This window comes from Noviherbaspirillum sp. UKPF54, assembly GCF_007874125.1.
Taxonomy (GTDB): Bacteria; Pseudomonadota; Gammaproteobacteria; order Burkholderiales; family Burkholderiaceae_D; genus Noviherbaspirillum.
Window position 1 is genome coordinate 1,908,665 of record NZ_CP040128.1, and the last position, 24,974, is coordinate 1,933,638.

The window sequence follows — 24,974 nt, forward strand, 5'->3', positions numbered from 1 at the left end:
AAGCGGCTCCTTGCACGGTTCCCATCATGCACCCCAGATGTAACACGCCGATGTCCGCACATCGCCATGTTGTACAGGCATGTAACCGGCTGCGGCCGATTTGTATCGCCCTGTATCAGGCGCCGTGCGGGAAACAGCGCGATACAATTCCGCTTCGCCCGTCCCCCTCGAATCGCCATAATTACGCCCATGGAAAATCCCGCTCACATCCTCATCGTCGACGACGACCGCGAGATCAGCTCGCTGCTGGCCGAGTACCTGGAAAAAAACGGCTACCGTACGCTCACCGCCGGCGACGGCAAGGCGATGTGGAAGGCACTCGATGAGGCACGCGTCGACCTCATCGTGCTTGATCTCAATCTGCCGGGCGAGGACGGTCTCACACTTTGCCGCAACCTGCGCACCCGCTCCAACCTTCCGGTCATCATGCTCACCGCGCGCGGCGAGCCTGTCGACCGCATCCTCGGCCTGGAAATGGGCGCCGACGACTACGTGCCCAAGCCGTTCGAGCCGCGCGAGCTGTTCGCCCGCATCCGCAGCGTGCTGCGCCGCACCCAGGCGCTGCCGCCGAACCTGGAACATGACGAACCGCGCCAGGCGCGCTTCGCTGGCTGGACAATGGATTTCACGGCGCGCCACCTGATCAACCCGCAGGGCGTCGTGGTGGCACTGTCGGGCGCCGAGTTCCGCCTGCTGAAAATCTTCCTCGAACACGCAAACCGCGTCCTGAGCCGCGACCACCTCCTCAACCTGACTCAGGGCCGGGACGCCGACCCGTTCGACCGCTCGATCGACCTGCAGATCAGCCGCCTGCGCCAGAAACTGGGCGAGGATGCGCGCTCGCCGCAGATCATCAAGACCGTACGCAACGAAGGCTATGTCCTGGCCACCCAGGTTGACCGCGAATGATCAAGTCCTTCTTCCAGTCGATGACGAGCCGGATCGTTCTGATCCTGGTGTCCGGCGTCGTCGTCAGCGCGCTGCTGAGCCTGTTCCTCGCCTTCGGCGAACGCCAGCGCATGATCGGCCAGTTCCGCGATTTTCATGCAGTCGAACGCGTCGCCCAGTTCGTCCTGTCGCTGGAAACCGTGCCCCCCGACCTGCGCGCCTCCTATCTGTCGGCGGCCTCCGGAATCGGCATCCAGGCGCGATTGGCCGGACCGGTGGAAGAAGTTCTGCAGCAGCAGACCGAGCTTGCGCAGCGGCTCGAACAGCGTCTGCTTGCGGGCCACGAAGTGGCGTCCGCTTCGCCCGAAAGCGCCGACTGCGCACCACCCAACCGCCCGGGCCGCTCGCTTCAGAGAAGGCAGCGCGACTTCCGCGCCGCCTGCGAAGCGCTGCTGGTGACGCTGCAGGACGGCTCCCGGATCAGGCTTTCCGTCGCGCCGCCGCGCCCGCCGTCGTTCGCGCCGCCGCCCGATTTCCTCGATTACGGCATCCTGTTCGTGCTCAGCGTATCAGCCCTTGCCGCGATCATCGCGCGCATGACCATGCGCCCGCTCAAGCAACTGGCCCAGGCGGCCACCGAGCTGGGCAACAATATCGACCGCCCGGCGCTGCCGGAACGCGGCGCCACCGAAATCCGGCAAGCCGCCGCCGCATTCAATGCGATGCAAGCGCGCATCCGCCACCACATCAGGCAGCGGGCCCACATCCTAGCCGCCATCACGCACGATTTGCAGACGCCGCTCACGCGATTGCGCCTGAGGCTGGAAAAGGTCGACGACGCCGAGCTGCGCGCCAAGCTGATCAGCGACCTGTCGGCGATGCAGAGCATGGTGCGCGAAGGACTGGACTTGGCGCGCAGCATGGATCTGGCCGAGGCGATGCAGCCGCTCGACCTGGATTCACTGATCGACAGCGTCTGCGCCGACGCAGCCGACGCCGGGCAGCACGTCACAGCTTCCGGCGCAACGTCGGTATCGCTGTTGGCGCGGCCGACCGCGCTGCGCCGCTGCCTTACCAACCTGATCGACAACGCGGTCAAGTACGGCCATTCGGCCCAGGTGAGTGCAGCGCGCGAAGACGGCATGGCCGTGATATGCATCAGGGACGACGGCCCCGGCATTCCGGAGGCCGAGCTGGAGAAGGTGTTCGATCCGTTCTACCGGCTCGAAAGTTCGCGCTCGCGCGACACCGGTGGAACAGGGCTGGGAATGACCATTGCGCGCAACATCGTCGAACAGCACGGCGGAACGATCCACTTGCGCAACCGCCGGGAAGGCGGGCTGGAGGTGACGGTCAGGCTACCTGCCCGAGCTTGACTGCGCATCAGCCGAGGGAGTGCCCGGGCAAGCGGGATCGATCCCCCACAGGCCGGAGCAGATGCGCACGCGGCACAACTCCCCCTCGATCAACCCGAGCGCACGGCAGCGTGCAACCAGCGCTTCGGTAGAGTCACCATCGTTGCGCACGACGATATCCCGGCTGCTGCCGGAGCGCCGCTCGTGCTTCGTACCTGCCGTGCCTGCCGAATATAGACGTGCATCGGTCGCAGGCTTGACCGTCTTTTTCCTGTTTTCCTTTTGGGCGGAGTCCCCGTGCGAAACATGCGATACCAGCGCCGCGATCAGATCGACGTCACCATCCTTGCCCGTGCGCTGGGGCGGCACGGCCTTTGCAGCGACCGCACTGCGCGGAGCCGGCCTGCTTCCCTGCTTGCTCACCGGGGTTGACGCCGGTTTCCCGGGGATCTGCCCGGCGCCGACATTTTCCGGCGCTATCGCTCTCGTATCCTGAGCAGACACAGCCACGCCTGTGCCGTTGCCTTCGGTTCGCCCCTCGGGCGGCACGAACTGCGCCAGATTCGCAGGAGGCTCTTCGACCGAGGCCTGCGGCTCGGTCCCAGGTATCGGCTCTTCGACGACGATCGTCGCCGTACCGGGATCGTCAGCCGCCGCCGCAACCGAAACCGGCTGCGGTTTGGGCGCTTCCTGCTTGAGTACTGTACGTCCAAGCGTCGCCTCGTTCGACGCGGCCGGCGACAAGCGGTGATAGACATCGACATCGCTGCCGACCAGGTACAAGGTGCCCGCCAGAGCGCCAACTAGGCCGACCAGCGCGGCCCGCCACCATATTGCACTCCTGCGCATGCGCGGTTCCAGCGCATCGAGAATGCGAAAGACATCGCCCGAATCCTGTTCACGGCTGTTAAAGCTGTAGAGCGAAGGCCGGTCGGCCGCCTTCTTTTCCGTATTGATCGTGGTTTTCGCTTTCATCGTTCGCCTGTCACAACAACTGCCTGCATCCCGGGATTTTCGCCACCAAATTGTCTTTATAATAACATTCAATTTTGCATTTTTGACAATGAGCGCACCGGGATATTTATTGTGGGCGATAAGCACTTCTTTCTCTTGCTGGCGGTATCGTACGCGGTTGTGGGCGTTGCCGGAGGCTGGGCGGTAACCCGAGCCGAAAAGCGCCGGAGGTGGCAATGCCGAATTAGCGGGGCAGTCGTCACGCAATGGAATCGGCTCGCCTTGCTGCAACGTCACACCGCCTCGCAGACTTGCTTGGCACTGGCGTTTCTGCGTGCGGCCGCCCAATCCGCCTTTCGGGTCATCCGCCGTCGTCCCGGCATCAGCACGGCCGCACTGGTACTGCTGTCGTTGCCCGCCCTGCTTGCCTTGCTTTTCTCGCCGCGAACCGACTTGGGCGGTTATCCCGACGCTCCGGCAGCGCACGATCCTGTAGTCGCCACGTTATTAATCGGAGAACAACTCGTACCACCGTCACCGCTGCCGCCCGATCTATTCCTTGCCGGAGACCTCGATCTGATTCGACCGGGAATTGCCAGTGCCAGCCGGGATTGGGCCTTACTGGACAACGAGTTCCGGCAGCGACTTTTGGGCGTATTTCGATCGATGGCGAAGCATGGCTACCAGATGGCGCTTCTCGAAGGCTATCGCAGCCCCGAGCGCCAAGCCATCCTTGCTCGACTGGGTCCACAGGTGACGAATGCAGGCGCCTATCAGAGTTACCACCAGTACGGCCTTGCTGCGGATAGTGCCTTCTTTAGGAGCGGCAAGATCGTGATATCGGAACGCGATGCCTGGGCCATGAAGGGCTACCAGCTATACGGTGAATATGCCGAATCTGCCGGACTTGTGTGGGGCGGGCGCTGGCGCATGATGGATTTCGGCCATGTCGAGCTGAGAAAACCGCGAGTATTGCCATACCTCCAATAAAACATTATCAATTCAGCAATTATTTGCTATTATCAAAATAATTGACTTAAAGACAACAATGTTTAAAGGAAAGCCATGGCGAAACCACTCATCGTCACCGGCGACGCTACCGATCATGGCGGCACCGTCGTTAGCGGCGCGGCAACCACTGACGCCAACGGCAGGCGCATCGCCCGCATCGGGGACCAGGTGACTTGCCCGCACAAAGGCCATGGCACCAATGCCATCGTCAGCGGCGACCCCACCGTCATCGTCGACGGCAGCCCTGTGGCCCGCCACGGCGATGTGACGGCCTGCGGTGCGGTGCTCATTTCCAGCCAATTCTCCACCGGCAGCGAATAAGGCGCGGCCTGTTTCAAGGCCGGATCGGCAGTTCTCCATCCAACAACATTCCCGTCCGTCGAATTCTCTGATGTCCGATATCGCAGTTCCAGCCGGTAAAGCGCGTGCATTCGCAAAATCGCTCCTTCTATCAGTCATCCTGGTCGCGCTGACATGGGCCGTGGTCGTTTTCTGGTGGCGCGCCGTGCATTGGAACGCGACCGCGCTCGACATTGTCCTTGGTTTCGGCCTGTTGCCTTGCGTGCCGCTGGCTGCAATGGCTTTCCTGAGAAGGCGCGCCATGCGCGCGCCATCGCAAACCATTCCCGATCCGACACAAGAGAATTTGTCCGTGCAGCTGCCCCCGAGCAAAGCCCAGCCCGCGCCCGCGCTGCCGATCCTGAACGCATGGGCCATTACCCATGCGGCGATGAACCTCGACGAGTTGGTGCAAGTGCTCGTTGAACGGCGCACGCGGCCGCGCCCGGACCCGGAGCTGACGGACCGCGACGGCTTTCCGGTCCTGAGCGGCCGGGTTGTCGGCCTCGACACGACACATGCCGAACACTGGCTGGCGCAGACGGGCGTAGCCGCAGATCAAGTCCATCCACCGGTCTGGCGCGACGCTTTCGTTCGCGTGCTCGCGCTGCTGGGATCGCTGGCCGACCAGATCGAATCCGAACTCCATCTGCTGGCAACGGCGGCGGAACAGAGCAGCGCCACCGCAAACGACAGCGAAGCAACCTTGCGCGGGATGTCGGCGCCTGCTCCTCAGGCCGGACAGTTCCGGCTTCTCGTCAGGCTCATGATCCCGGCAGCCTTCCTGCCACATGAAAGGCAAACGATGCTGGACTTCGTTTTGCAACGGTTCCCGCTTTTCCAAGGCTTGAATGCGCGTGTCGAACTGGCGCCATCTCACGAAGACGCAGCGGCCATTGCGTTGCTGGAGCAGTTCAGGCTGGACTCCGCAGGCGGGAATGCGCAAGCGCTGCTCCTGCTGGCATGCGACTCCATGCTTTGCCCCGAAGTGCTGGAAGCATGCCAGGCGGGAGCGCACCTGTTCGGCACCCGCAGTCCGAACGGCCTGATGGCGGGCGAAGGCGCATTCGGCATCCTGTGCGCCAACGACGCGGCGCTCGACATCCTGCCCACACCGGCCGCCTGCCTGCTGGCCGGCACATCGCACCATGTGCGGGAACATTCGGCCGATGCGCCAGGCAGGCCAAGCCACGCGTGCCTGGCGCAGGCGGCCCGTGACGCGCTGGCGGCAAGCGGAGCGGTGCCGGAACGAATCGGCATGGTGGTGTGCGACACCGATCACCGCTCCAGCCGAGTTCTGGAATGCATAGGCGCGATGGCACAGCACGCGCCGCACCTCGATGCTATCCAGAACCGTCTGGCCGTCAGCGAGACATGCGGCCACCTCGGCGCCGCCACGGGGCCTGCAGTTTTGGCGGCCGGAATACGGTGGACCGCGAACGCATCCTCGCCAACCATTCTGCTCAACCTTTGCCACGCTTTCGATCGGGCCGCCGCAGTCCTGCTGCCGCCCACCGAAGCCTGAAGCTCATCCCATCACCGCTGTTTAACGGACTGTCCAATGAACCGGATTATCGACATCTTCAAAGACACGCGAATCATCACTGCTATCGGGCTGGCTCTTACGCTGGCGGCCGTCTATCTGGCCGGCTCGGCGCTTCATGCGTCTCCCGCATGGACGCTAGCCGTCATGGGGCTGGCATGCGCCTTGTGGATCGGGACCTGGATCGTGCTATGGCATCGCACGCGCCGAGCGGCCGCAGCCATGGAGCAGATGCTTCATGGCCAGGCGGACCAGGCGCTCAAGGCGGCATCCGCCGACAGGAAGCGGGATGTGGACATCCTCCGCAAGCGACTGCTCGATGCGATCCGCACCATCAAGGGGTCCAAGCTTGGTCAAACCAGCGGCAAGGCTGCGCTCTATGAACTGCCGTGGTATATCGTGATAGGCAACCCGGCGGCGGGAAAAAGCACCGCGGCAGTGAATTCCGGGCTGAATTTTCCGTTCTCGGACAAGGGCTGCCAGGCGATCCAGGGCATTGGCGGCACGCGCAATTGCGACTGGTTCTTCACCACCGAAGGCATCCTGCTCGATACCGCCGGACGCTATGCGGTACATGAGGAAGACCGCAGCGAATGGCTCGGCTTTCTCGACTTGCTGAGGAAGCACCGCCCCAAGGCGCCGATCAACGGTATCGTCATCGTCGCCAGTATCGCGGAACTGACCGGCGGCCGGCCCGACGCCACGATCACGCTGGCCAAGCAGCTGCGCCAGCGAGTGCAGGAGCTGACCGAGCGCCTCGAGCTGTTCGCGCCGGTCTACGTGATGTTTACCAAGGTCGACCTGATCGCCGGGTTCATCGATTTTTTCGAGGGTTCGGATGCCGAGGAGCGCAACCGCGTATGGGGCGCCACCCTGCCCTACGACGTGGATGGCAAGGCCAACGCGGTGGCACTGTTCGACCAGCATTTCGATGCCCTGGCCGAAGGCGTAAAGGAACTCGGCGCCACCCGCATGTCGCTCAACCGCGGCCAGTCGGCCGGGCCGGGCGTGCTGACCTTCCCGATGGAATTCGTCGGGATCAGGCAGCATCTGCGCATGTTCATCGCCACCCTGTTCGAAGAAAATCCGTTCCAGTTCAAGCCTGTTTTTCGTGGCTTTTATTTCACAAGCGCGATCCAGGAAGGCGTGGCGACCCACGCCGCCGGGCAACGCGTGGTGCGGGAATACGGGTTGGCGGCCGGTCGCAGGATGGCGGCGAGCGTGAGTTCGAACAGTGGCTTCTTTCTCAAAAACCTGTTTTCCTCTGTGATCTTCGCCGATCGCAACCTGGCGCGGCGGTACGCTAGCCGCAACAAGCTGTTGCTGCGCCAGTTCGGTTTTTACGGCGCCTTGCTGGCACTGGGGCTGCTGCTCGGGGGCTGGAGCTGGTCCTTCGTCGGCAATCGCCAGTATGTGGCCAACGTCCGCGCCGACATGGAAAAGGCGATCAAGGTCCAGCAAGCAGGTCAGGACCTGGCATCCCGGCTTGAGGCGCTGACCATCCTGCAGGACAGGCTGGAGCAGTTGCAGCGCTACCGGGAGAACAAACCTCTGGCGCTCGGCTTCGGGCTGTTCCAGGGCGAACGTATCGAGAACAAGCTGCGCTCCGAGTACTTCAAGGGATTGCGGCAGGTGATGCTGGAACCGGTCGCGATCAACATCGAGGCCTTCCTGTCGGAAGTCGGCACCAACGCCGTCAAGCTGCAGGCCGCTGCACGCGTCCCGCAGGGCGCCGCGCCCGCGGACGCTTCGGCTTTCGGGCGCGGCGCACCGTCCCCGTACAAAAATCTCTCGCCGGACAATCCGGAAGACGCTTACAACGCGTTGAAAACTTACCTGATGCTGGCCGACCGCGACCGCATCGACGGAGCCCACCTGGGCGACCAACTCACCCGCTTCTGGCGCGGCTGGATCGAAGCCAATCGCGGCAACGCGCCACGCGAACAAGTGCTCCGCAACGCCGAAAAGCTGATTGGCTTCTACCTCGCACAGGCCGGGGAATCGGACTTCCCGCTGATTGAAAACAAGCTGGCGCTGGTCGATCAGGCGCGCGACACGCTGCGGCTAGCCGTCAAGGGAACGCCGGCGCGCGAGCGCGTGTATAGCGAAATCAAGATGCGTGCCTCGACACGTTTTCCGTCGGTTACCGTAGCCTCCGTGGTCGGCGAACAGAACAGGGAGCTGATCGCGGGAAGCCATGCAATCCCCGGCGCATTCACCCGCGCCGCCTGGGAACAGTTCATTGAAGGAGCGATCAGGGATGCCAGTACTGGCGAGCTGCAAAGCGCCGACTGGGTGCTCAAGACCACGGCACACGACGACCTGTCGCTCGAAGGCAGTCCGGAGCAGATCCGCGGGGAGCTGGTCCGCATGTACAAGACAGAGTACATCGGCGAATGGAAGAAATTCATGCAAGGCATCGTCATCGCCGATTTCCCGGGCTTCGATGCGGCGGCTGCCGGCATGAACCGGCTCGGCGATCCGGCCATGTCGCCGCTCAACACGCTGATGCAAACGCTGTACAGGGAAACCGCCTGGGACAATCCCTCGCTCGTCGACAAGGGGATGCAGAGCGCTCGGCGAAGCATGACCGACTGGTTTCGCAGGACGGTGCTGCGCCAGGCGCCTTCCCGCCCCTACCAGGATCTCGCCGCCGGCAAGGAAGGCGAACTCCAGCCGGGCATGATCGGCAGGGAGTTTTCCGGCATCGCCGGCCTCGCCATGGCGCGCAGCGAGAGCAAGGACGCCTCGCTATTGAACGGCTACCTGGCACGGCTCGCCAAAGTACGCACGCGCTTCAACCAAATCAGGAATGCTGGCGATCCGGGCCCCGGCAGCAGGCAACTGATGCAGGCTACGCTGGACGGCAACGATTCCGAACTGGCCGATGCCCTCAAATATGTCGATGACAGCATGTTGACCGGCATGCCGGATTCGCAGCGCGCCGTCATCCGTCCCCTGCTGGTGCGCCCGCTGATGCAGGCGTTCGCCGTCATCGTGGCGCCGGCCGAGCAGGATTTGAACCGTACCTGGGCTGCGCAGATACATGAGCCGTTCGGCAAATCGCTCGCGACTAAATATCCGTTCACCGCCGCATCCCGCGTCGAGGCGACCGCTTCGGAAATCGCGCAGGTGTTCGGCCCGGACGGCAAGATCGCGAAATTCGTGCAAGACAGCATGGGGCCGTTGGTAGTGCGGCGCGGCGACACGCTGTCGGCGCGCACCTGGGCCGACATGGGCGTGCACCTGAACCCCGTATTCGCGGCCAATCTGGCACACTTCGTGGCGCCTCCCGGAGCCGGCGCGGGGAGCACCGCGGCGGCGCAAGGCCAGCCGCAAACCAGCTTCCAGCTGCAGCCGATTCCCACCGCAGGTCTGGTCGAGTACACCATCGAAATCGACGGCCAGATGCTGCGCTACCGTAACGGCCAGCAAGAGTGGGCCAGCTTTATCTGGCCATCGGCGCAAGGCCAGCCGGGCGCCAGGATCAGTGCGCAAACGGCCGGCGGCAACACCGTCGTCATCGCGGATTTCCCAGGCCAGTTCGGTCTGGAAAAGCTCATCGACTCGGCGCAGCGCACGCGGCGCGACAACGGCTTGTTCACGATGGCCTGGACCAACGGCGGCTACTCGGTAAACGTCAACTTCCGCTTGATCAGCGATGCCCGCTCCGCCGGTCAGGGCGGGCCGGAAAATGGTTTGCGCGGCGTGCAGTTGCCTGCGACCGTTGTCGGATCCGCCATCTGACGGCGCACATCATGCAAGCGAATCGCACCATGGGCGCCATCCCGGCAATTCAGCCGCGAAATGCCAGCTCGATCTACTTTGGAAAAATTGCTTCGCGCGGTGATTTTGTCAAAAGCACTTCCGGAGCCGAAGTCATCGCGCTGATCGACAAGTGGGTGGCGCAAGGCATGGAGCTGCTGATCGCCGATCCGGACTGGAAGAACAGCTACGACACGGCCGGCCCGGTCGATTTCCTGTTCATAGGAACCCGCAGGAAGCGCGCCATCAGCGGCGCTCTGATTCCCGGCAGAGACGCGTCGGTGCGGCGCTTTCCATTCATTGCCGCTACCCTGTTCGAAATGGGCGAAGCACTGGTTTTCCTGCCATTGAGTCCGCTCGTGATGGAGCGCCACGCCAATCACCAGCGAGCCCTGTCGCACCATGCCTCGACCACGCATGACGCCGCCGAGACGCTGACCGCTCTTGGCGACGTCGCTTTGCTGGCCGATGCCGGGCAACACAGATTTCACGCCGGATATGCGCAGTTCCTGAATACGACCAGCCTGGCCAGCCTGGCCACCGCCCTGTCGCCGCACCTTACCGGCATAAACCTGCGCCAGACGATTCTCGCCGTCGGATATTTGCTGCAACCGGTTCTCGCCAATTACGCGATCGCGCCGCACCGGGGATTGCTCATGCCCCTGCCCGCCGATCCGGGCCTCGCGCCGCTTGTCAAGGCGTGGTGGCTCGACCTTGTCTGCAGCTTCCTGCCGAGAGCGGATTTCGAGCTGGGCGTGTTCTCGTGCCGCCATGACGGGCGGCCTGTGCTGATCCTGACTTTCAACGGCATCACCCCGGCCGTCTTTCATGCCCTGTTTGGGGGAGCCGCGGCACAGCAGTCTTTCATCGATATTTCCTATTCCGCCTGGGTTGAAGAGTACGCGGCACGCGATGCGACCAGGTACAAGCTGTCGAGCTATCTCGAACACGGCGAGCTGACGCTGGGCCAGCTTCGGGAAGCCTTCCGCCAGGCGTTTTCCGGGTAAGCGCCACACATACTCGCCATCCAACAAATCGACCACACCGCCATGATCATCCGCTCAACGCTCCAGCAGATCGCGCTCGCCGTTGCAATAACCTGCGCGCCCCCCCTCTCGCATGCGCAATCCGCATCGCCGGCCTCCGCACCGGGAAACATCGTCATTTCCGGCGCCGTACCGGACGAGGCGACCAAGGCCGCGCTGCTCGGCAAACTGCAGGACTTGTACGGCCGCGCCAGAGTCGTCGACCAGATCAGCGTTGGCGGCGTGACCGCACCGCCGAATTGGGCTGTCCACGTTCCCGGGCTGATGACGCCCAACCTGAAATCGGTCAGCAAGGGACAGCTGGTGGTGGAAGGAACGAACGTGGCGTTGCGCGGCGAAGTCGCCAGCGAAGCGGTTCGGCAATCGGTCGCGCGCGATATCGCCGCAGCGCTCAGCCCTGACTATAGCGTCAAGAACGCTCTGCGCGTGTCGGTCGCGACTCAGGATGTGCTGGACCGTGCGCTGGGAAATCACGTGATCGAATTCGAGCCAGGCAGCGCGCTACTCACCGATTCCGGGAAAGCCATCCTCGATGAAATGGCCGATGCACTAAAAAAAGTCCATCCGCAAAAAGTGGAAATCATCGGTCATACGGACGATGTCGGCACTGCCTCGCGCAATCTGGCGCTGTCGCGTGCACGGTCCGAGTCGGTGAAAGCTTTTCTGGTTTCCAGGGGCATTTTCCCTGCCTCGATCGGCACCAGCGGCATGGGAGCGGACCAGCCAGTGGCGCCCAACACGACCGAGGATGGACGCCGGCGCAATCGCCGCATCGAGTTTCGCATCAGTCAGTAGGCCGGTTCCGCCGTCGTCCATGCATCGCCGACGGACTACCCGCATTGGCATCATCAAGTCGCCTCGTGGCAATTCCCCGGCCGCGAAACATTGCGCAAGTTCAAATGTAAGCACCTTTGTGGCTTGGCATGGTCAAATACCCTGTCAACAGGGAGGCTGCGATAATCATGCGAAACTCGCTACAGGCTCGCGTCGACACGCTGACCAGGGAAATCAGGCACTTAAAAAAGGAACTTGCCCGCAGCAAACACTCCGAAGATGCGTTGCGCAAGAGCGAGCGGCGTTACCAATCCATCTTTGAACATACCAGCGTGGGTTTGGCCCAAATCGGCGCGGATGGAAAATTCATCGATGCCAATCGTCCGTTTTGCGAACTGCTCGGGTATGCGCGCGACGAGTTGATGCATCTTACCTATTCCGATCTGGCCCACCAGGACGACCGCGAACAGGATCAGCGCGCGCTCGCAAAATTACTGGAAGGAACATTTCCCGCGCCGCGGCGCGAAAAACGCTTTATCCGCAAAAATGGATCCGTCGCGTGGTTCAATCTCAACCTCTCCATAGCTCCCTGCGGTGATGGCAACAATAACTGCATGCTCGTAGCGCTGGAGAACATCAGCGAACGCAGAACCCTGCAGGAATCCTTGAGACGCATTGCCGCCAATCTCGTCAAGGCCGACATAATTTCGCCGATCGGATCCTGGAAATGGGACCTCAAGTCGAACCGTGTCAGTTGTTCGGAAGAAGTTTCAGAAATGTTCGCGCTGCCGGCCACAACGGAGCCGATACCAATTTCCATGGTTCTCGAAAGGGTTTTCCCTGATGACCGGCCTGCCGTGGAGCGGGCGCTGCATACCGCCGTGCGCGAGCAAAAACCATATCAGGTGGAGTACCGATTGTTGTTACCCGATGGCAGCGTCCGACTGGTATCGGCGAACGGTGAAGTCTATCGCCGCGACGGGAGAGGCAAGCCTCAGAGCATGATTGGCATGTTGCAGGACATTACGCTGCGGCGAGAAGCCGAGCACGCTTTGGAAGAAAGCGAACAGCGCTTCCGGCAACTGTTTGACAACGCATCGGACGGCATTTTTATCGCCAATCGCGATGGGGAATACATCGACGTCAACATCAACGCCTGCCGCATGCTCGGATACGGCCGCGACGAATTGATAGGCAAGCACATTACCGATCTGGTACCGCATGCCGACGCCGACCGCCTGGCCAAGGCAAAGAGCTATCTTCAGCAGAACGCCGAGCATGTCACAGTCGACGAATGGGAACTCCGGTGCAAGGATGGCTCCTATCTCCCTACCGAAGTCAGCGCGCGGTTCCTGCCGGATGGCCGGTGGCTGGCCCTCGTCCGGGACGTCAGCGAGCGCAGGCGGATTCAGCGGCAACTGGAGCGCAATGCCGAGGAAATCAACGATCTCTACGAGAATGCGCCATGCGGTTATCACTCCGTGGACCGCGACATGATGATCGTAAAGATGAACAGCACCGAGCTGGAATGGCTTGGCTATGCCCGGGAAGAGCTGGTTGGCAAGAAGCGCATAGCCGACTTGCAGTCTGAAAACAGCAAGGCCCTGTACCTGCAGAAATTCCAGGAGCTGATCGAAAATGGACAGCTGCGCAACCTGGAGCTGGAAATGGTACGCAAGGACGGCAGCATCATGCCAATCCTCCTCAATGCGTCCGCCCAGTTGGACGCCGCAGGCAACTTCGTGATGAGCCGCACCACCGTGTTCGACATCACGAAAGTGGTCGAAGCGCAGAAGGAGTTGCGGCGCGCCGCCACGGTATTCGAGCATACCAGGGACGCGATCATCATCACGGACGGCAACGGCACGATTACCGCGGCAAACCGTGCCTTTTCCGACATAACCGGCTATCGTCCCGACGAAGTCATCGGCAGGAACCCGCGCCTGCTCAAATCGGAGCGGCAAAGCAACGAGTTTTACAAGAACCTGTGGAGCGAACTGGAGCAAAAAGGCAACTGGCAGGGCGAGATTTGGGACCGCCGCAAATCCGGCGAGCTGTTCCCGACGTGGCAGAACATCACCGCGGTCAAGGATGAAACCGGCAAGGTCACCGACTACATTTCGGTATTTTCCGACATCACCACCATCAAGGACACGGAAGAAAAACTGGTTCGCCTGGCCTACCATGACAGCCTGACCGGCTTGCCAAACCGCCTGCTGTTTAACGACCGCCTGGATCGTGCAATCCAGTTCAGCCGGCGGCACAAGTCCACGGTCGGGCTGCTGCTGCTGGATCTCGACCGCTTCAAGCTGATCAACGACACGCTGGGGCATGACGTCGGCGACCAGCTGCTCGAGGAAATCGCCGCGCGACTGCAGAACAACGTGCGCGGGGAAGACACCGTCGCCCGGCTGGGCGGCGACGAATTCGCGATCATCATCAGCGAACTGACGCGCATGGAAGATGCGGCAGCCCTGTCGCAGAAAATCATCAAGGCCATCGCAGCCCCCATCCATATCTCGAACCATTTGCTGATGACGTCGGCAAGCATCGGCATCAGCGTTTTCCCGGATGATGCAGGCGACAAGGAAACGCTGTACAAGTCAGCCGATATCGCGTTGTATGCTGCCAAGGACAAGGGAAGAAACTGCTACGAGTTTTTCACGCCATCCATGACGCAGCGTGCGAACGAAATTCTCGCGATCGACCGTGGCTTGCGCGGCGCCTTCCAGCGGCATGAGCTGGCCCTCTATTTTCAGCCGCAAATCAGCCTGGCGAGCGGCCGCGTCGCCGGCGTCGAAGCGCTCCTGCGCTGGAATTCCTCCCAGAACGGCATGCAGCAGCCCAGCCGCTTCATACCGATTGCGGAAGAGAGCAACCTCATCGAACTGCTCGGCGACTGGGTGCTCGACAGCGCCTGCGCACAGATACAGAAATGGCGTGCCGCGGGCGTCCCGCCGGTGCGCCTGGCGATCAATCTGTCCGCGCGCCAGATCAAGCGCCCCCGTTTCGCCAAGGATTTTTGCCGCCTGCTGCAACGGTATCCATCCATGGACGGCTTTGGCGTCGACATCGAAGTCACCGAAACGGCACTGCAAACCGACCCGGACATTGCCGCCGCCCTGAAGGAATTGAAGAACGTCGGTGTACGCGTTGCCGTCGACGACTTCGGAACCGGCTATTCGTCACTGTTATCGCTGAAACAGCTGCCGGCGGACATCCTTAAAATCGACCGCGCATTCATTCACGGCATCCCGGACGACGGCGACGACAAGGCGATCACCGCCGCGATTATCGCCATGGGCCATTCGCTTGGCATGGAGATTGTTGCGGAAGGCATCGAAACACGCGAACAACTGGAGTTCCTGGTCAGCCAGCACTGCGACGAAGTGCAGGGTTTCCTGTTTTCCCCCCCCTTGCCGGCGGATGAATGCGAACGCTTCCTGATCTCCGCCCGCACGGCCGCGCCGGTTACCATGCTGGGCGCATGACATACGGCGCGGCTCGTACGCTTCGGATGACGGGCTGGTTGCGTAACCCGCCGTGCAGCGTTCGATGCCGATGCGTTCCGCGTTACCCGCCGATCTGCCGGAACGGATCGAGCGCCAGGTCGATCAACCTGCGCTCGCGCACCACGACTTCGGCGGTTGCCGTCATCCCGTAGCGCAGCGGGTACTTGATGTCGCCCACCTCGTAGTAATTGCGTTCCAACGTGACGCGCCCCTCGTACACCGGCTGCTTGGTCTGCGGCGAAGGCTTGGTAGCGGGCGAGATGTAGGCGAGCGTGCCGTTGATGAGGCCGTAGCGCTGGTACGGAAAGGCGTTGAACTTCAGCTTGGCCGGCAAGCCTTCGCGCAGGAAGGCGCGGTCGTGCTCGGGAATCTCGATCTTCAGCACCGGGCGCGCATCCTTCGGCGCAATCCCGCCCAGCGGCGTGTTGGCCTGGATCTTGTCGCCGGGCTGGGTTGAGGTGACGTCGGTCACCACGCCGTCGGCCGGCGCGACGATGAGCAGGAAGTTGTCCTTGTCGATGTTTTCGAACTTGATCCGGGCGGCGGCGTCCGCCACCAGGCGCGCGGTTTGCACCTGCAGGCGGAGCTTTTCCTCCGTGTTGGCGATTTCCTTGGCCGCTGCATCGTATTGCAGCTGCAGCTTGGTGAGTTCCTGCCCGCTGGTTTCCAGCTGAGCCTTGGCTTGATTGAATTCCATGCTTTGCCGCGCGCCGAGCTCGGACAGCCTGGCCTGCGCGGCGCGCAATCCGTTCTCCGCCGCCAGCAGCGCGTTCTTCTTTCCTTCCACCTGCAACTGCGACACGCCGCCGCCGCCGGGCAGAGCCAGCAGCCGCGAATACTTGTCGGCCTCGCTCTTGGCAGCGTCGCGCGCGCGGCGCGCATCCTCCACGGCGGTGCGCGCTTCGGCCAGCTGCGCGCGCTGGCCCTCCGCCAGCTTGCCGGTGCCCTCGGCCACGCGCTGGTCGTGCTGGTGCTGCTCGACTTCCATGGCTTGCTTGAGCGCGACGATCTTGCGTTCCATGAGCGCTTTCTTTTCGGGAAATTCCTTCCACTCGCGCTCGGCGTCCTCCAGCTTGAGCTGCGCCTGCAAGGCGTTGGTGGCGGCCTCGATCGCGCCGCGCGCATTGAGCCTCGCCAGCACGTCGCCTTTCGATACCGGCTGGCCTTCGGCAATGTACAGGTTGGCCAGTTCGCCGTCGACCGGCGTGTAGAAGCGCCGCACTTCCGATTCCGGCTGCAGCGTTCCCTGCCCCGATACGATCACGTCGGCATGGCCGAAAAACGACCAGATCAGGGCGACCAGCACCAGCGCCATCATCGTGATGACGGTCGCATGCGTGAAGCGCCAGGGCTCGGCGCTCAGGATCGCGATGCCTTCCGCGCTGTGGTCTTCCAGCGCTTCAGTGAGCGGCTTGAGCCGGTTGGCGTTGGTTGCCATCAGTTTGATCACCTCCCAACAAGGCAAGCTTGCTCTTCAACAGGTCCGGGGCCAGCACGTTGCGCAATTCCTGCAGTGACTTGCGCTGCTGTTCCGCTTCCGCAGCGATCTCGTCGCGCAGCTTGCGCCCGTCCGCGGGCGGCTCCATTTTCAGCTGGGCATAGACCAGCATGCCTTGCCGCGCGTCGGCGTCGGCATCGGCCAGCAGGCGCGCCTGCATCCGGTATTTTCCCGAAATTTTGCTTTCAAGCCGCTGGTCGCCTTCGATCGGGCCATTGTCCCGGTACTGCCTCCAGCCCGCCTGGGCGCGGTTCAGCAATGCCTGCGCCCGCGCGATGGCCTTGTCCCTGTTCGCCGCGACATCCGGCGCGACGGCGCGCGCGAAATAGGCGTCCTCGGCCGGATCGAGCGCGCCGTAAAACGCGAGCAGGCGCTCGACGTAGCCGGCGCCGCCGCGCGTCTTTTGCAGCTGCGCATACTGGTCGGCGATGGCCTTTTTATGTGCCAGTTCGCGCGATGCCGCCTCGCCCCAGGGCCCCGCCGTCATTTTCTGCAAGCCGGCGAACGCCTGCTCCGTGTCGCCGCCGCGCCAGGACGCCGAGACTGCCTGATACTGCCGCATCACCTCCGGCGGCGGGAACAGCGTGCCGGCCTGCAATGCGCGAAACCTTGCCTGGAACGGCGGCGTCGCGAACTTTGCTGCGGACGCCTGCGTGACGAGCGGCCCCAGGTTGCGCTCGCGCGCATGCCTCAGGATCTCGCCGTAGCTGCGCAAGTCCTGGCGCACGCTGTCGAGCCCGCCGATCCTCGGATATTTTTCGGCATACTCCTTGAGCACGGCATCGAGGTCGCCCGGACGATCCTCGGCCAGCGCGGACGCGATGGTCGCTTTCAGGCGTTCGATGGCGGCGGAATACACCGCGTCGTCGCTCTGCAGCTTGCGCAGGTGCGACAGCGCCTCGGCATACGGGTCGCGGAACGCCGGCACATAGGAAGAGATGGCGGCGAGCGCACGTTGATGTCCCTGCGTATCTTCATCCCAGCGCTTGAGCAGCGCCTTGATCCGGTCCTCGTCCGCATAGAGCCGGATCGGCGCTTCCGTCCCGCCCCGGCCCAGCACGAACTTCTCCAGGCTGCCCATCCATTCGAGCTGCCTGAGCAGCGGCTGGACGTCGGCGTTGTGGCTGCCGAGCCTGTTCATGTTCGCCAGCGCGGCGTCGGCGCGCGCAAAGTCGCGCGCCTTCAGGCCGGCCGCCCAGCCCGGCACGCCGGCCTTGAGCAGCGCTTCCGTGCTCAACGCCTTGACCGCCGCGTTGTCCGGATCGTTTTCCAGATAATGGTCGGCCAGCTCGGCGGCGCGCGGATACTCGCCGTCGGCAACGAGATCCTTCAGGCGGCCCTCCGGCGCCTGCCGCAGGTACAGCGCGCCGGCGAACACCGCGAGCGCCGCCACGAACAGCGCGCCCCAGCGCAACGAGCGCTTGAATCCTTCGTGCTCGCCTCCGGCGAAAGCCTGCGCCAGTTCGCGCGCGAACACCGCGAACCTGCCGCGCGGACGGCCGCCGCCCTCCTTGCCGCTATCGTCGGGCTGTTTGGCCGCCTCGTCGTTGAGCTCGTCTTCCTGCTGCTGCGCGCGGTCCACGCAAAAGATATCGAGGAAGGAATCGGCCGCCGCCACGAAGGTGGTCTTGTCCACGTCGAAGCTGTTCTTTTCCGCCGCCCCCTTGCGCACCGCCTGGCTCAGCTTGGTGATGGTCGGATCGAGTTCCGCCTCCTGCGTCTGCAGGCTCACCGTATAGACGAAATGATGGCCGCCGAACGCGAGCACGTCGCCGTCCTTGAGCGGCACCGCGTGCTCGTCGAGCCGCTTTTCGGCGACGAAGGTGCCGTTGGTGCTGCCCAGGTCCTCGACATAGGGCTGGCCGCCCTTGAGGAAGAGATGCGCATGGCGGCGCGAGATGTAATTCACCTGGTGCGGATGCTCGCTCTTGTAGCGCGAAAAGGTGGTATCGGCCTTGCTGATCAGGAAAGGAAACTGGGTGATCACGATCGGCTGCAATCCCGCATCGTCGTGCCTGGGCGTGAGCGTCAGGCTGACCACCTTCGCCGCCTGCCTGGGTGCCTCGGTGCGGGCGCCGAGATGCACCTTGTAGCTCAGCGCACCGGAGAAGCCGATCTCGTCGCCATCCTGCAGGCGGCTGGTTTTCTGGCGGATGTTGACGCCGTTGACGGTGGTGCCGTTCTTGCTGCCGAGGTCGGCGATATAGACAGTGCCGTACTCGGAAAAGATGCGCGCATGGCGGCGCGACAGGTCGGCCACCAGTTCCGGCGGATAGGCGTCGAACGGCGGCTCGGTGCGCCCGATCGCGAACAGGTTTTCGTCGATCCGGATGTCGCCCAGCTCCGGATGGGCGACCGGCTTGAGCACGATGTCGAATTCCTGCGAGGGCGCGGCCGGCTGCAGCGCGACCGTGCGCGCGTCGTCGGCGGCGGTATTGGCAGCATTGCGTCGCAACATCTATCGGCTCCCGACTTCGACGGTCGGCCAGCCGCCGCCCAGCGCCTTGTACAGCGTCACCGTGTCCGCCAGGATCTGCTGGTGGTTCGCCAGCAGCGCGAGCTGGGCCGACAGCAGCGAGCGCTCGGTCTCGAACAGCTCCAGCTGGGACACCACGCCCTCCTTGAGCTGGGCTTCGGTCTGCGCCGACACCGTTTTCAGGTTATCGATCTGCTGCTGCAGTTCTGTTCGCTGCTTGCGGTGGGCGTCGAGGTTGACCAGCGCGTTTTCGACATCCTCGAATGCCGTGATGACGGTCTTGCGGTATTGCTCTTCCGCCACCCGGGTCTGCGCCTCGCTGGTCTTCACATGCGCCTTGACCGACGGGTCGAAGATCGGGATGTTGATGCTGGGCAGAAGCCCGAAGGTGAACGACTTCAGCAGGTCGGTCAGCGCGAAGCTGGAACTGCCGCCGCGCCCGGTCAGGCTCACCGACGGCAGCTGCGCCAGCTTGGCCTGGCCGACCAGGTCGTAGGCTTCGAGCACGCGGAACTCGGCGGCGACGATGTCTGGCCGGCGCTTGAGCAGCTCGGACGGCAGCCCGGACGGCACCGCCGGCAGCTGCACCCGATCCTGCAGCCTGCCGGGCGCGATCCGGAGCTCTCCCGCCGGCACGCCAAGCAGCGTGGACAAGGCGTTGGCGGCGAGGTCGCGCGCGCGGCGCAGCTCCAGCAGGTCGTTGGTCAGCCGGTTGATCTCGGCGCGCTGCTGCAGCACGCGCGTGTTGGGCAGCAGGCCGCTTTTGTACATCGCGTCGAACGTCGAGAGTATCTGCCGGTTCTTGTCGAGCGCGCGCTGCTGCTGGTCGATCTGCTCGTCGAACTGCAGGATCTGGAAGTACGTGGTCGACACGTCCGACACCAGCTTCAGGTAGCCGGCCCGCCAGTCGGCCTCAGAGGCACGGTATTCCGCCTTCTGCGCCTGCACGCCCTTCTCCACCTTGCCCCAGATGTCGATATCCCAGTTGACCTGGGTGCCGAGGTTGAAGCTCTTCGACAGCTTCTGCCCGGTGCTCTTCTCGAAACTGGCGCCGGCGCCGGCGTCCAGCGTCGGCAGCGCGCCGGCGCGCGCCTCGCCGACTTCGGCGCCGGCCACCTGGATGCGCGCGGCCAGGATCTTGACGTCGAAATTGCCGGCCACCGCCCGCGCCACCAGATCGTTGAGCGTGGGATCGCGAAACTCCTTCCACCAGTCGGGCGCGATGGTTTCCGCGGCCGACACCGGCGGCTGGCCGGACCAGGAGGATTTGACGGGCGTGTCTGGCCGGCGGTACGGCGCCATGCTGACGTCGGCGCAGCCGCACAGCATGGCGGCGCACAGCGCGGCCACGGCGGACCGCCGCGCGCCCGGACGGGACAGGGAGAGTTGAATGGTATGCATCATTTCGCTACGGAGGTCGCCGCCGTCCAGACCTTGGCATCGACAAACACATTGAACAACCTGGCATCGAGATGCCCGGCGCGGCATTCCTGCTGCATCAGGTCGAGCGCCAATTCCGTCGGTACCGCCTTCTTGTACGGGCGGTCGCCGGCCGTGAGCGCGTCCCAGATGTCGCAGATGGTCAGCATGCGGGTCTGTATGCTGATCTGGTCGCCGCGCAGCCCCATCGGATAGCCGGAGCCATCGAGCTTCTCATGGTGTCCGTGGGCGATCGCCGGCACGCCGGCCAGGTCGCGCGTCCACGGGATCAGGATCAGGAACGAGTACGAATCCACCACGTGCGACTCGATCTCCTTGCGTTCTTCCGGCGTCAGGCAGCCCTTGGGCAGCGACAGCGCGGAGAATTCGCATTGTTCGAGCAGCGGCGACGCCACCTCGTCGGCCTCGTGATAGGCGTAGTTCAGGATATCGTCCAGCTCGCCGCGCCCCTCCGTGTGTGACACGGCCGGCTCGTTGGCCTGCCGGATGGCGTCGAGAAAGCGGTCCAGCCGCTCGTATTCCTCGCGCAGGCCGGCTTCGATGCGAACCTTCTCGGCGCGGAACGCGCCGATGCTCAGCTCGCGGCGCGCATGCAGCTCGGCCAGCAGGCGGTAGGCCTGCCGTTCCAGGCAGGCGCGCGCGTACTTGAAGCGCTGTTCCAGCAGGCGCATCTCGGAATGGTGCAGCTTCTTTTCCTTGCGCAGCACATGCTCGCGCACCCCGACCTTGCCGAAGTCGTGCAGCAACGCGGCATAGCGGATCTCGCGCAGTTGATCGTGCGAAAACACGATGCGCCGCAGCTCCGGCCCGGTGTCGCGGTCCACTGCCTGCGCCAGCCCTTCCGCGTAGGCGGCCACCCGGAACGAATGGCCGGCGGTCACCGGGTCGCGCTCCTCGATGGCCTGCACCGAGGCGCGCACGAAGCCGTCGAGCAGGCGCTCGATGTCGGAATAGAGCTGGAAATTCTTCAGCGCCACCGCCGTCTCCGCGCATACGCCGGTGAGCATTTCCAGGTCCTGCTCCTTGAACGCATAGGGATCGGACGAGGTATCGACCTGGATCAGGCCCAGGCATTCGCCCTCCAGCAGCAGCGGCACGCACATGACGCTGCGTATGCCCTGCGAAATGATCGATTCCTGGGCACCGTAATGGCGGTTGGCAAGCGTGTCAACCGACAGGATCGACTGCTTCTTGTCGAGCACTTCGCCGACGATGGTGTGCGAGATGGTGACGCGTTCCGGGTCCTCGACCGTGCCGTCGCGGCGGCTGGCCGCCACCGGCACCGGCGCCTCGCCCTCGTTCTTGCGCAGCAGGATGAAGGCGCGCTCGGCCAGCGGGAACAGGTCGAAGATGAAGTTCATGATCTTTTCGATCAGCGTGGTGCGGTCGGTCACCGCGCCGAGCGCGATGCTGACCTGGGCCATCGCGTGCAGCTTGCGCACCGTGCGCTGCATGTCGCCGTCGTCGGCCGCGGCCGGCGGTTCCATGGTTTTCGCCAGCTGGGTCGCGTCGACCGTCTTGGTGATGATCGTGGTCATGTTGTCCTGCGCGGGCACGACCAGAGAATGGAAGATCATCTGCGCCGACGACACCGCGAGTTCGTCGCCGTCGCGCAGCGGATGCCAGCTGCCCGGGCGCAGCCGGTTGCCGAGCACGAAGGTGCCGTTGAACGAATGGAGGTCTTCCACGAAATAGGTGCTGCCGCGGCGCCGGATGCGCGCATGGCGGCGGCTGACGGTGTGGTCGGGAATGCAGAGGAACTTGTCCGACGACAGGGAATCCTGCGGCTCGCGGCCGATCACCACCTCGTCATGCAGCGCGAAGACGACCGGCTTTTCCGTGCCGTCTCCCGGCACTTCCAGATAGGCCATTGCTGCACCGACCGACTCGGCAAATGTGGTTGCGCCTTTCATCTCACCGCTCTCGATCCTTGTGGTGCACCTCAATCAAGCGGTTCGACACTGCCCCTCAAACACCGGTTCCGGCGCCTAGTCCTTCAGTACAGCCGCCTCATTTCACCGTGATGGTGATTTTCTTCGAATGGACGGGCGGGTTGTGGGGAATGTGCTTGTCGTCGCCCATCAACAATTGCAGCGTGTGCTTGCCCGGCGGCAGCTCGATCTGCGTCTCGGTTTCGCCCGCGCCGAAATGGAGGTGGTTGCGATCGGATGGAATCTCCTGGTCGGCCGACGGCAGTTCGGTATCGATCAGCAGGTGATGATGGCCGGTATTGGGGAACTTGACGCCCTTCGGTGCCACGCCCATGTTGCGCAGCCCGAACCAGACACGGATCGGCTTGTCGTGCGATACCACCTCGCCGTCGTTCGGCCAGCCGATATACAGGTAGGCATTGGGCGGCGCCGGCGTCGGGCCCGCCAGCGCCGTCCCGGAAAGCAGCGCGGAGAACAGGATAACCACGGCGGCGTATGCTTTGTTCATGACTGGCTCTCTGCGAATGCCCGAATGATGGAATGCCGCTCCTGCGGCGCTCAGCGCACCACGACCGTGATCTTTTTCGAGTACACCGGCGGATCGTGCGGCGTATGGTCATGGTCGCCCAGCAGCAGCTGCAGCGTATGCTTGCCAGGCGGGAGCTCGATGCGCGCCTCGGTTTCGCCCGCGCCGAAATGCAAATGATTGCGGTCCGACGGAATCTGCTCGGTCATGGGCGGCAGTTCGGTATCGATCAGCAGGTGATGATGCCCGACGTTGGGAAGCTCGACGCCTTTCGGGCAGATACCCATGTTGCGCAAGCCCATGCGCACCCAGAACTTGCCGCCGTGGATCACCGTCCCATCCTGCGGCCAGATGAAATATACCTGCGCATCCTTGGGCGACGGCGTGCCGGCGGCCGATGCGGATGAGAACAGGGACGACAGGCCTAGGACCACTGTGGCCAATACGGCGGGTATGATTGCTCTAGGCATCGCCTTTGTCCTTCCGGAGTTGTTCGGCGCGCCGCGCCTGCGCAGCAGCGCGAGGAAGCGCCTGTTACTCGGGATCAGCTACTCGGGATAAGCGCGTCGCGCCATCCACCGTCCGCTCAGTCCCAATTGTCAGCTTAGATCAGGATGCATTCTTTATCCGGCGGATGCGAAGCCGATTTGAACTTTATCAGAGAGGCCATGAGAATTCTGCGCGAGAGTTCACAACAAAAGCCACCAGATCGATCAAAGTCGAATGCAAATTTCCACAACCGAAGGTCTGGGCCTTGCGCGCAAGACGCTGCTCGCTTGCGCACTCGCAACCCTGTGCTGGCCGCTTGCGCAGGCTGATCCTGCCGCTGGCTTCGACGAGCCTTACCGTATCGCAGGCGTGCTGCCGAAGGACAGCTCCGAACAGATCGAGCTGACGTTCTGGGATTCGATCAAGGACAGCACGCACGCCAGCGATTACGAAGCCTACCTGAAAGCCTATCCGAACGGTCGCTTCGCGGCGCTGGCGCGCGCGCGCATCGAACGCCTGAAGGCGGCCGAGCCGAAGCCTAAGGGCGAAACAGCCGAAACGCCGTTACCCCAACCCAAGCTCCCTGCGGCCAAGGCACCGCCGGAACGTCCACGCCCGGTTCCGAAAACAGTGCCGAAAGCCGCTCCCGAACAGGCGCAGCCGGAAGCCCCCGCGGCGGCTCCCGAAAAGCCGAAAGCCCCTGTCGCTGGCGTTTCCGCGGCGAAGGATTGCGCCACCTGCCCGGACCTGGTCGTCCTGCCGGCCGGTGCGTTCACGATGGGAAGCAATTCCAGCGATCCCTCCGAAAAGCCGGCGCACCGCGTCACGCTCGGCAAACCCTTTGCCATCGGCAAATACGAGGTGACGGTCGACCAGTGGAACGCCTGCGTAACCGCCGGCGCCTGCCCGCAGGTCGGCGGCGATGCCGGCCGTCCCGGCAATACACCGGTGCGCGACGTGAGCTGGGACGATGCCCAACAGTACCTGAAGTGGCTGGGCAAGCAGACCGGCAAGGCCTACCGCCTGCCGACCGAAGCGGAATGGGAGTACGCCGCGCGCGGCGGCACCACCAGCAAGTTCTGGTGGGGGGAACAGATGCGCAAGGGCATGGCGAATTGCAAGGGTTGCGGCGAGCCCTGGCAGCAGGATGGGCCCGCGCCTGTCGGTTCCTTTGCCGCCAACCCGTTCGGCCTGCACGACGTCAACGGCAGCGTGTGGGAATGGGTGAGCGACTGCTGGCACAATACCTACAAGGGCGCGCCCGCCGACGGCAGCAGCTGGGAAGAAGCGAATTGCCGCGTGCGCGTCATCCGCGGCGGCTCATGGCGCGAGGATGCCAGCTACATGCTGTCCACGACGCGCTTCAAATATGACGCGAGCGTGCGCCATTCCCAGAACGGCTTTCGCGTGGCGCGCGACAGGTAGGA

Annotated in this window: 18 protein-coding genes and 1 pseudogene; 11 read left to right on the forward strand and 8 right to left on the reverse strand. The window is 63.5% G+C overall.

Annotated features, from left to right (window positions below):
- The first annotated feature begins 189 nt into the window (after nt 1–189).
- Both FAY22_RS08795 and FAY22_RS08800 read left to right on the forward strand, forming a co-directional pair.
- Entirely contained in the window at nt 190–909 is a 720-nt protein-coding gene (locus FAY22_RS08795) for a response regulator (protein WP_210411919.1), read from the forward strand.
- Nucleotides 906–2,264 (forward strand): ATP-binding protein, encoded by a 1,359-nt coding sequence (locus FAY22_RS08800; RefSeq protein ID WP_246860710.1) that lies wholly within the window; start codon nt 906–908, stop codon nt 2,262–2,264. Before FAY22_RS08795 ends, FAY22_RS08800 begins: the two co-directional genes overlap by 4 nt.
- Here FAY22_RS08800 and FAY22_RS08805 read toward each other — a convergent pair.
- On the reverse strand, nt 2,247–3,218 hold the full coding sequence (locus FAY22_RS08805) for a hypothetical protein (RefSeq protein WP_146329859.1): 972 nt from the start codon (nt 3,216–3,218) through the stop codon (nt 2,247–2,249). The genes FAY22_RS08800 and FAY22_RS08805 overlap by 18 nt on opposite strands.
- A 111-nt stretch (nt 3,219–3,329) precedes the next feature.
- Between FAY22_RS08805 and FAY22_RS08810 the strand changes: the two genes are divergently transcribed.
- The 6 genes from FAY22_RS08810 (at nt 3,330) to FAY22_RS08835 (ending at nt 11,696) form a co-directional block, all read left to right on the forward strand.
- Entirely contained in the window at nt 3,330–4,187 is an 858-nt protein-coding gene (locus tag FAY22_RS08810; protein WP_246860711.1) for a M15 family metallopeptidase, read from the forward strand.
- 75 nt (nt 4,188–4,262) lie between these two features.
- The gene (locus tag FAY22_RS08815) at nt 4,263–4,529 is read left to right on the forward strand and encodes a PAAR domain-containing protein (RefSeq protein WP_146329860.1); all 267 of its coding nucleotides are present in this window, start codon (nt 4,263–4,265) and stop codon (nt 4,527–4,529) included.
- A 70-nt stretch (nt 4,530–4,599) separates the two neighbouring features.
- Nucleotides 4,600–6,072, forward strand: a complete 1,473-nt coding sequence (locus FAY22_RS08820; RefSeq protein ID WP_146329861.1) for a hypothetical protein — start codon at nt 4,600–4,602, stop codon at nt 6,070–6,072.
- Nucleotides 6,073–6,108: 36 nt separating this feature from the next.
- Nucleotides 6,109–9,837: a type VI secretion system membrane subunit TssM gene (gene tssM, locus FAY22_RS08825; RefSeq protein WP_146329862.1), complete on the forward strand. Its 3,729-nt coding sequence runs from the start codon at nt 6,109–6,111 to the stop codon at nt 9,835–9,837.
- An 11-nt stretch (nt 9,838–9,848) separates the two neighbouring features.
- Nucleotides 9,849–10,862 (forward strand): type VI secretion system-associated protein TagF, encoded by a 1,014-nt coding sequence (tagF, locus tag FAY22_RS08830; RefSeq protein WP_146329863.1) that lies wholly within the window; start codon nt 9,849–9,851, stop codon nt 10,860–10,862.
- Nucleotides 10,863–10,904: 42 nt separating this feature from the next.
- The gene (locus FAY22_RS08835; RefSeq protein WP_146329864.1) at nt 10,905–11,696 is read left to right on the forward strand and encodes an OmpA family protein; all 792 of its coding nucleotides are present in this window, start codon (nt 10,905–10,907) and stop codon (nt 11,694–11,696) included.
- A gap of 221 nt (nt 11,697–11,917) precedes the next feature.
- On the opposite strand, the gene FAY22_RS22315 is transcribed toward FAY22_RS08835, so the two are convergent.
- Nucleotides 11,918–12,103 (reverse strand): hypothetical protein, encoded by a 186-nt coding sequence (locus FAY22_RS22315; protein WP_246860712.1) that lies wholly within the window; start codon nt 12,101–12,103, stop codon nt 11,918–11,920.
- Between FAY22_RS22315 and FAY22_RS22655 the strand changes: the two are divergent.
- Nucleotides 12,014–12,628: pseudogene (locus tag FAY22_RS22655) on the forward strand (PAS domain-containing protein); the annotation flags it as partial. The gene FAY22_RS22315 and the pseudogene FAY22_RS22655 overlap by 90 nt on opposite strands.
- A 57-nt stretch (nt 12,629–12,685) precedes the next feature.
- Nucleotides 12,686–15,166 carry an EAL domain-containing protein gene (locus FAY22_RS08840; protein WP_246860714.1) on the forward strand — a complete coding sequence of 827 codons (2,481 nt, stop codon included), beginning with the start codon at nt 12,686–12,688 and terminating at the stop codon, nt 15,164–15,166.
- An 82-nt stretch (nt 15,167–15,248) separates the two neighbouring features.
- Here the strand turns inward: FAY22_RS08840 and FAY22_RS08845 are convergent, their stop codons facing one another.
- From FAY22_RS08845 to FAY22_RS08870, 6 genes are all read right to left on the reverse strand, one after another.
- Nucleotides 15,249–16,625, reverse strand: a complete 1,377-nt coding sequence (locus FAY22_RS08845) for an HlyD family efflux transporter periplasmic adaptor subunit (protein WP_146329866.1) — start codon at nt 16,623–16,625, stop codon at nt 15,249–15,251.
- Nucleotides 16,588–19,143: an FHA domain-containing protein gene (locus FAY22_RS08850; RefSeq protein ID WP_146329867.1), complete on the reverse strand. Its 2,556-nt coding sequence runs from the start codon at nt 19,141–19,143 to the stop codon at nt 16,588–16,590. The genes FAY22_RS08845 and FAY22_RS08850 overlap by 38 nt, the downstream gene beginning before the upstream one ends.
- Nucleotides 19,144–20,562, reverse strand: coding sequence for an efflux transporter outer membrane subunit (locus tag FAY22_RS08855; RefSeq protein WP_146329868.1), 1,419 nt, complete (start codon nt 20,560–20,562; stop codon nt 19,144–19,146).
- The gene (locus FAY22_RS08860; RefSeq protein WP_146329869.1) at nt 20,562–22,514 is read right to left on the reverse strand and encodes an HD domain-containing phosphohydrolase; all 1,953 of its coding nucleotides are present in this window, start codon (nt 22,512–22,514) and stop codon (nt 20,562–20,564) included. The genes FAY22_RS08855 and FAY22_RS08860 overlap by 1 nt, the downstream gene beginning before the upstream one ends.
- A gap of 97 nt (nt 22,515–22,611) precedes the next feature.
- Nucleotides 22,612–23,040: a DUF4399 domain-containing protein gene (locus FAY22_RS08865; RefSeq protein WP_146329870.1), complete on the reverse strand. Its 429-nt coding sequence runs from the start codon at nt 23,038–23,040 to the stop codon at nt 22,612–22,614.
- Nucleotides 23,041–23,090: 50 nt separating this feature from the next.
- Complete coding sequence (locus FAY22_RS08870; protein ID WP_146329871.1) at nt 23,091–23,528, reverse strand: DUF4399 domain-containing protein; 438 nt, start codon at nt 23,526–23,528, stop codon at nt 23,091–23,093.
- 253 nt (nt 23,529–23,781) lie between these two features.
- Between FAY22_RS08870 and FAY22_RS08875 the strand changes: the two genes are divergently transcribed.
- Nucleotides 23,782–24,972 carry a formylglycine-generating enzyme family protein gene (locus tag FAY22_RS08875; RefSeq protein ID WP_146329872.1) on the forward strand — a complete coding sequence of 397 codons (1,191 nt, stop codon included), beginning with the start codon at nt 23,782–23,784 and terminating at the stop codon, nt 24,970–24,972.
- Nucleotides 24,973–24,974: the final 2 nt, after the last annotated feature.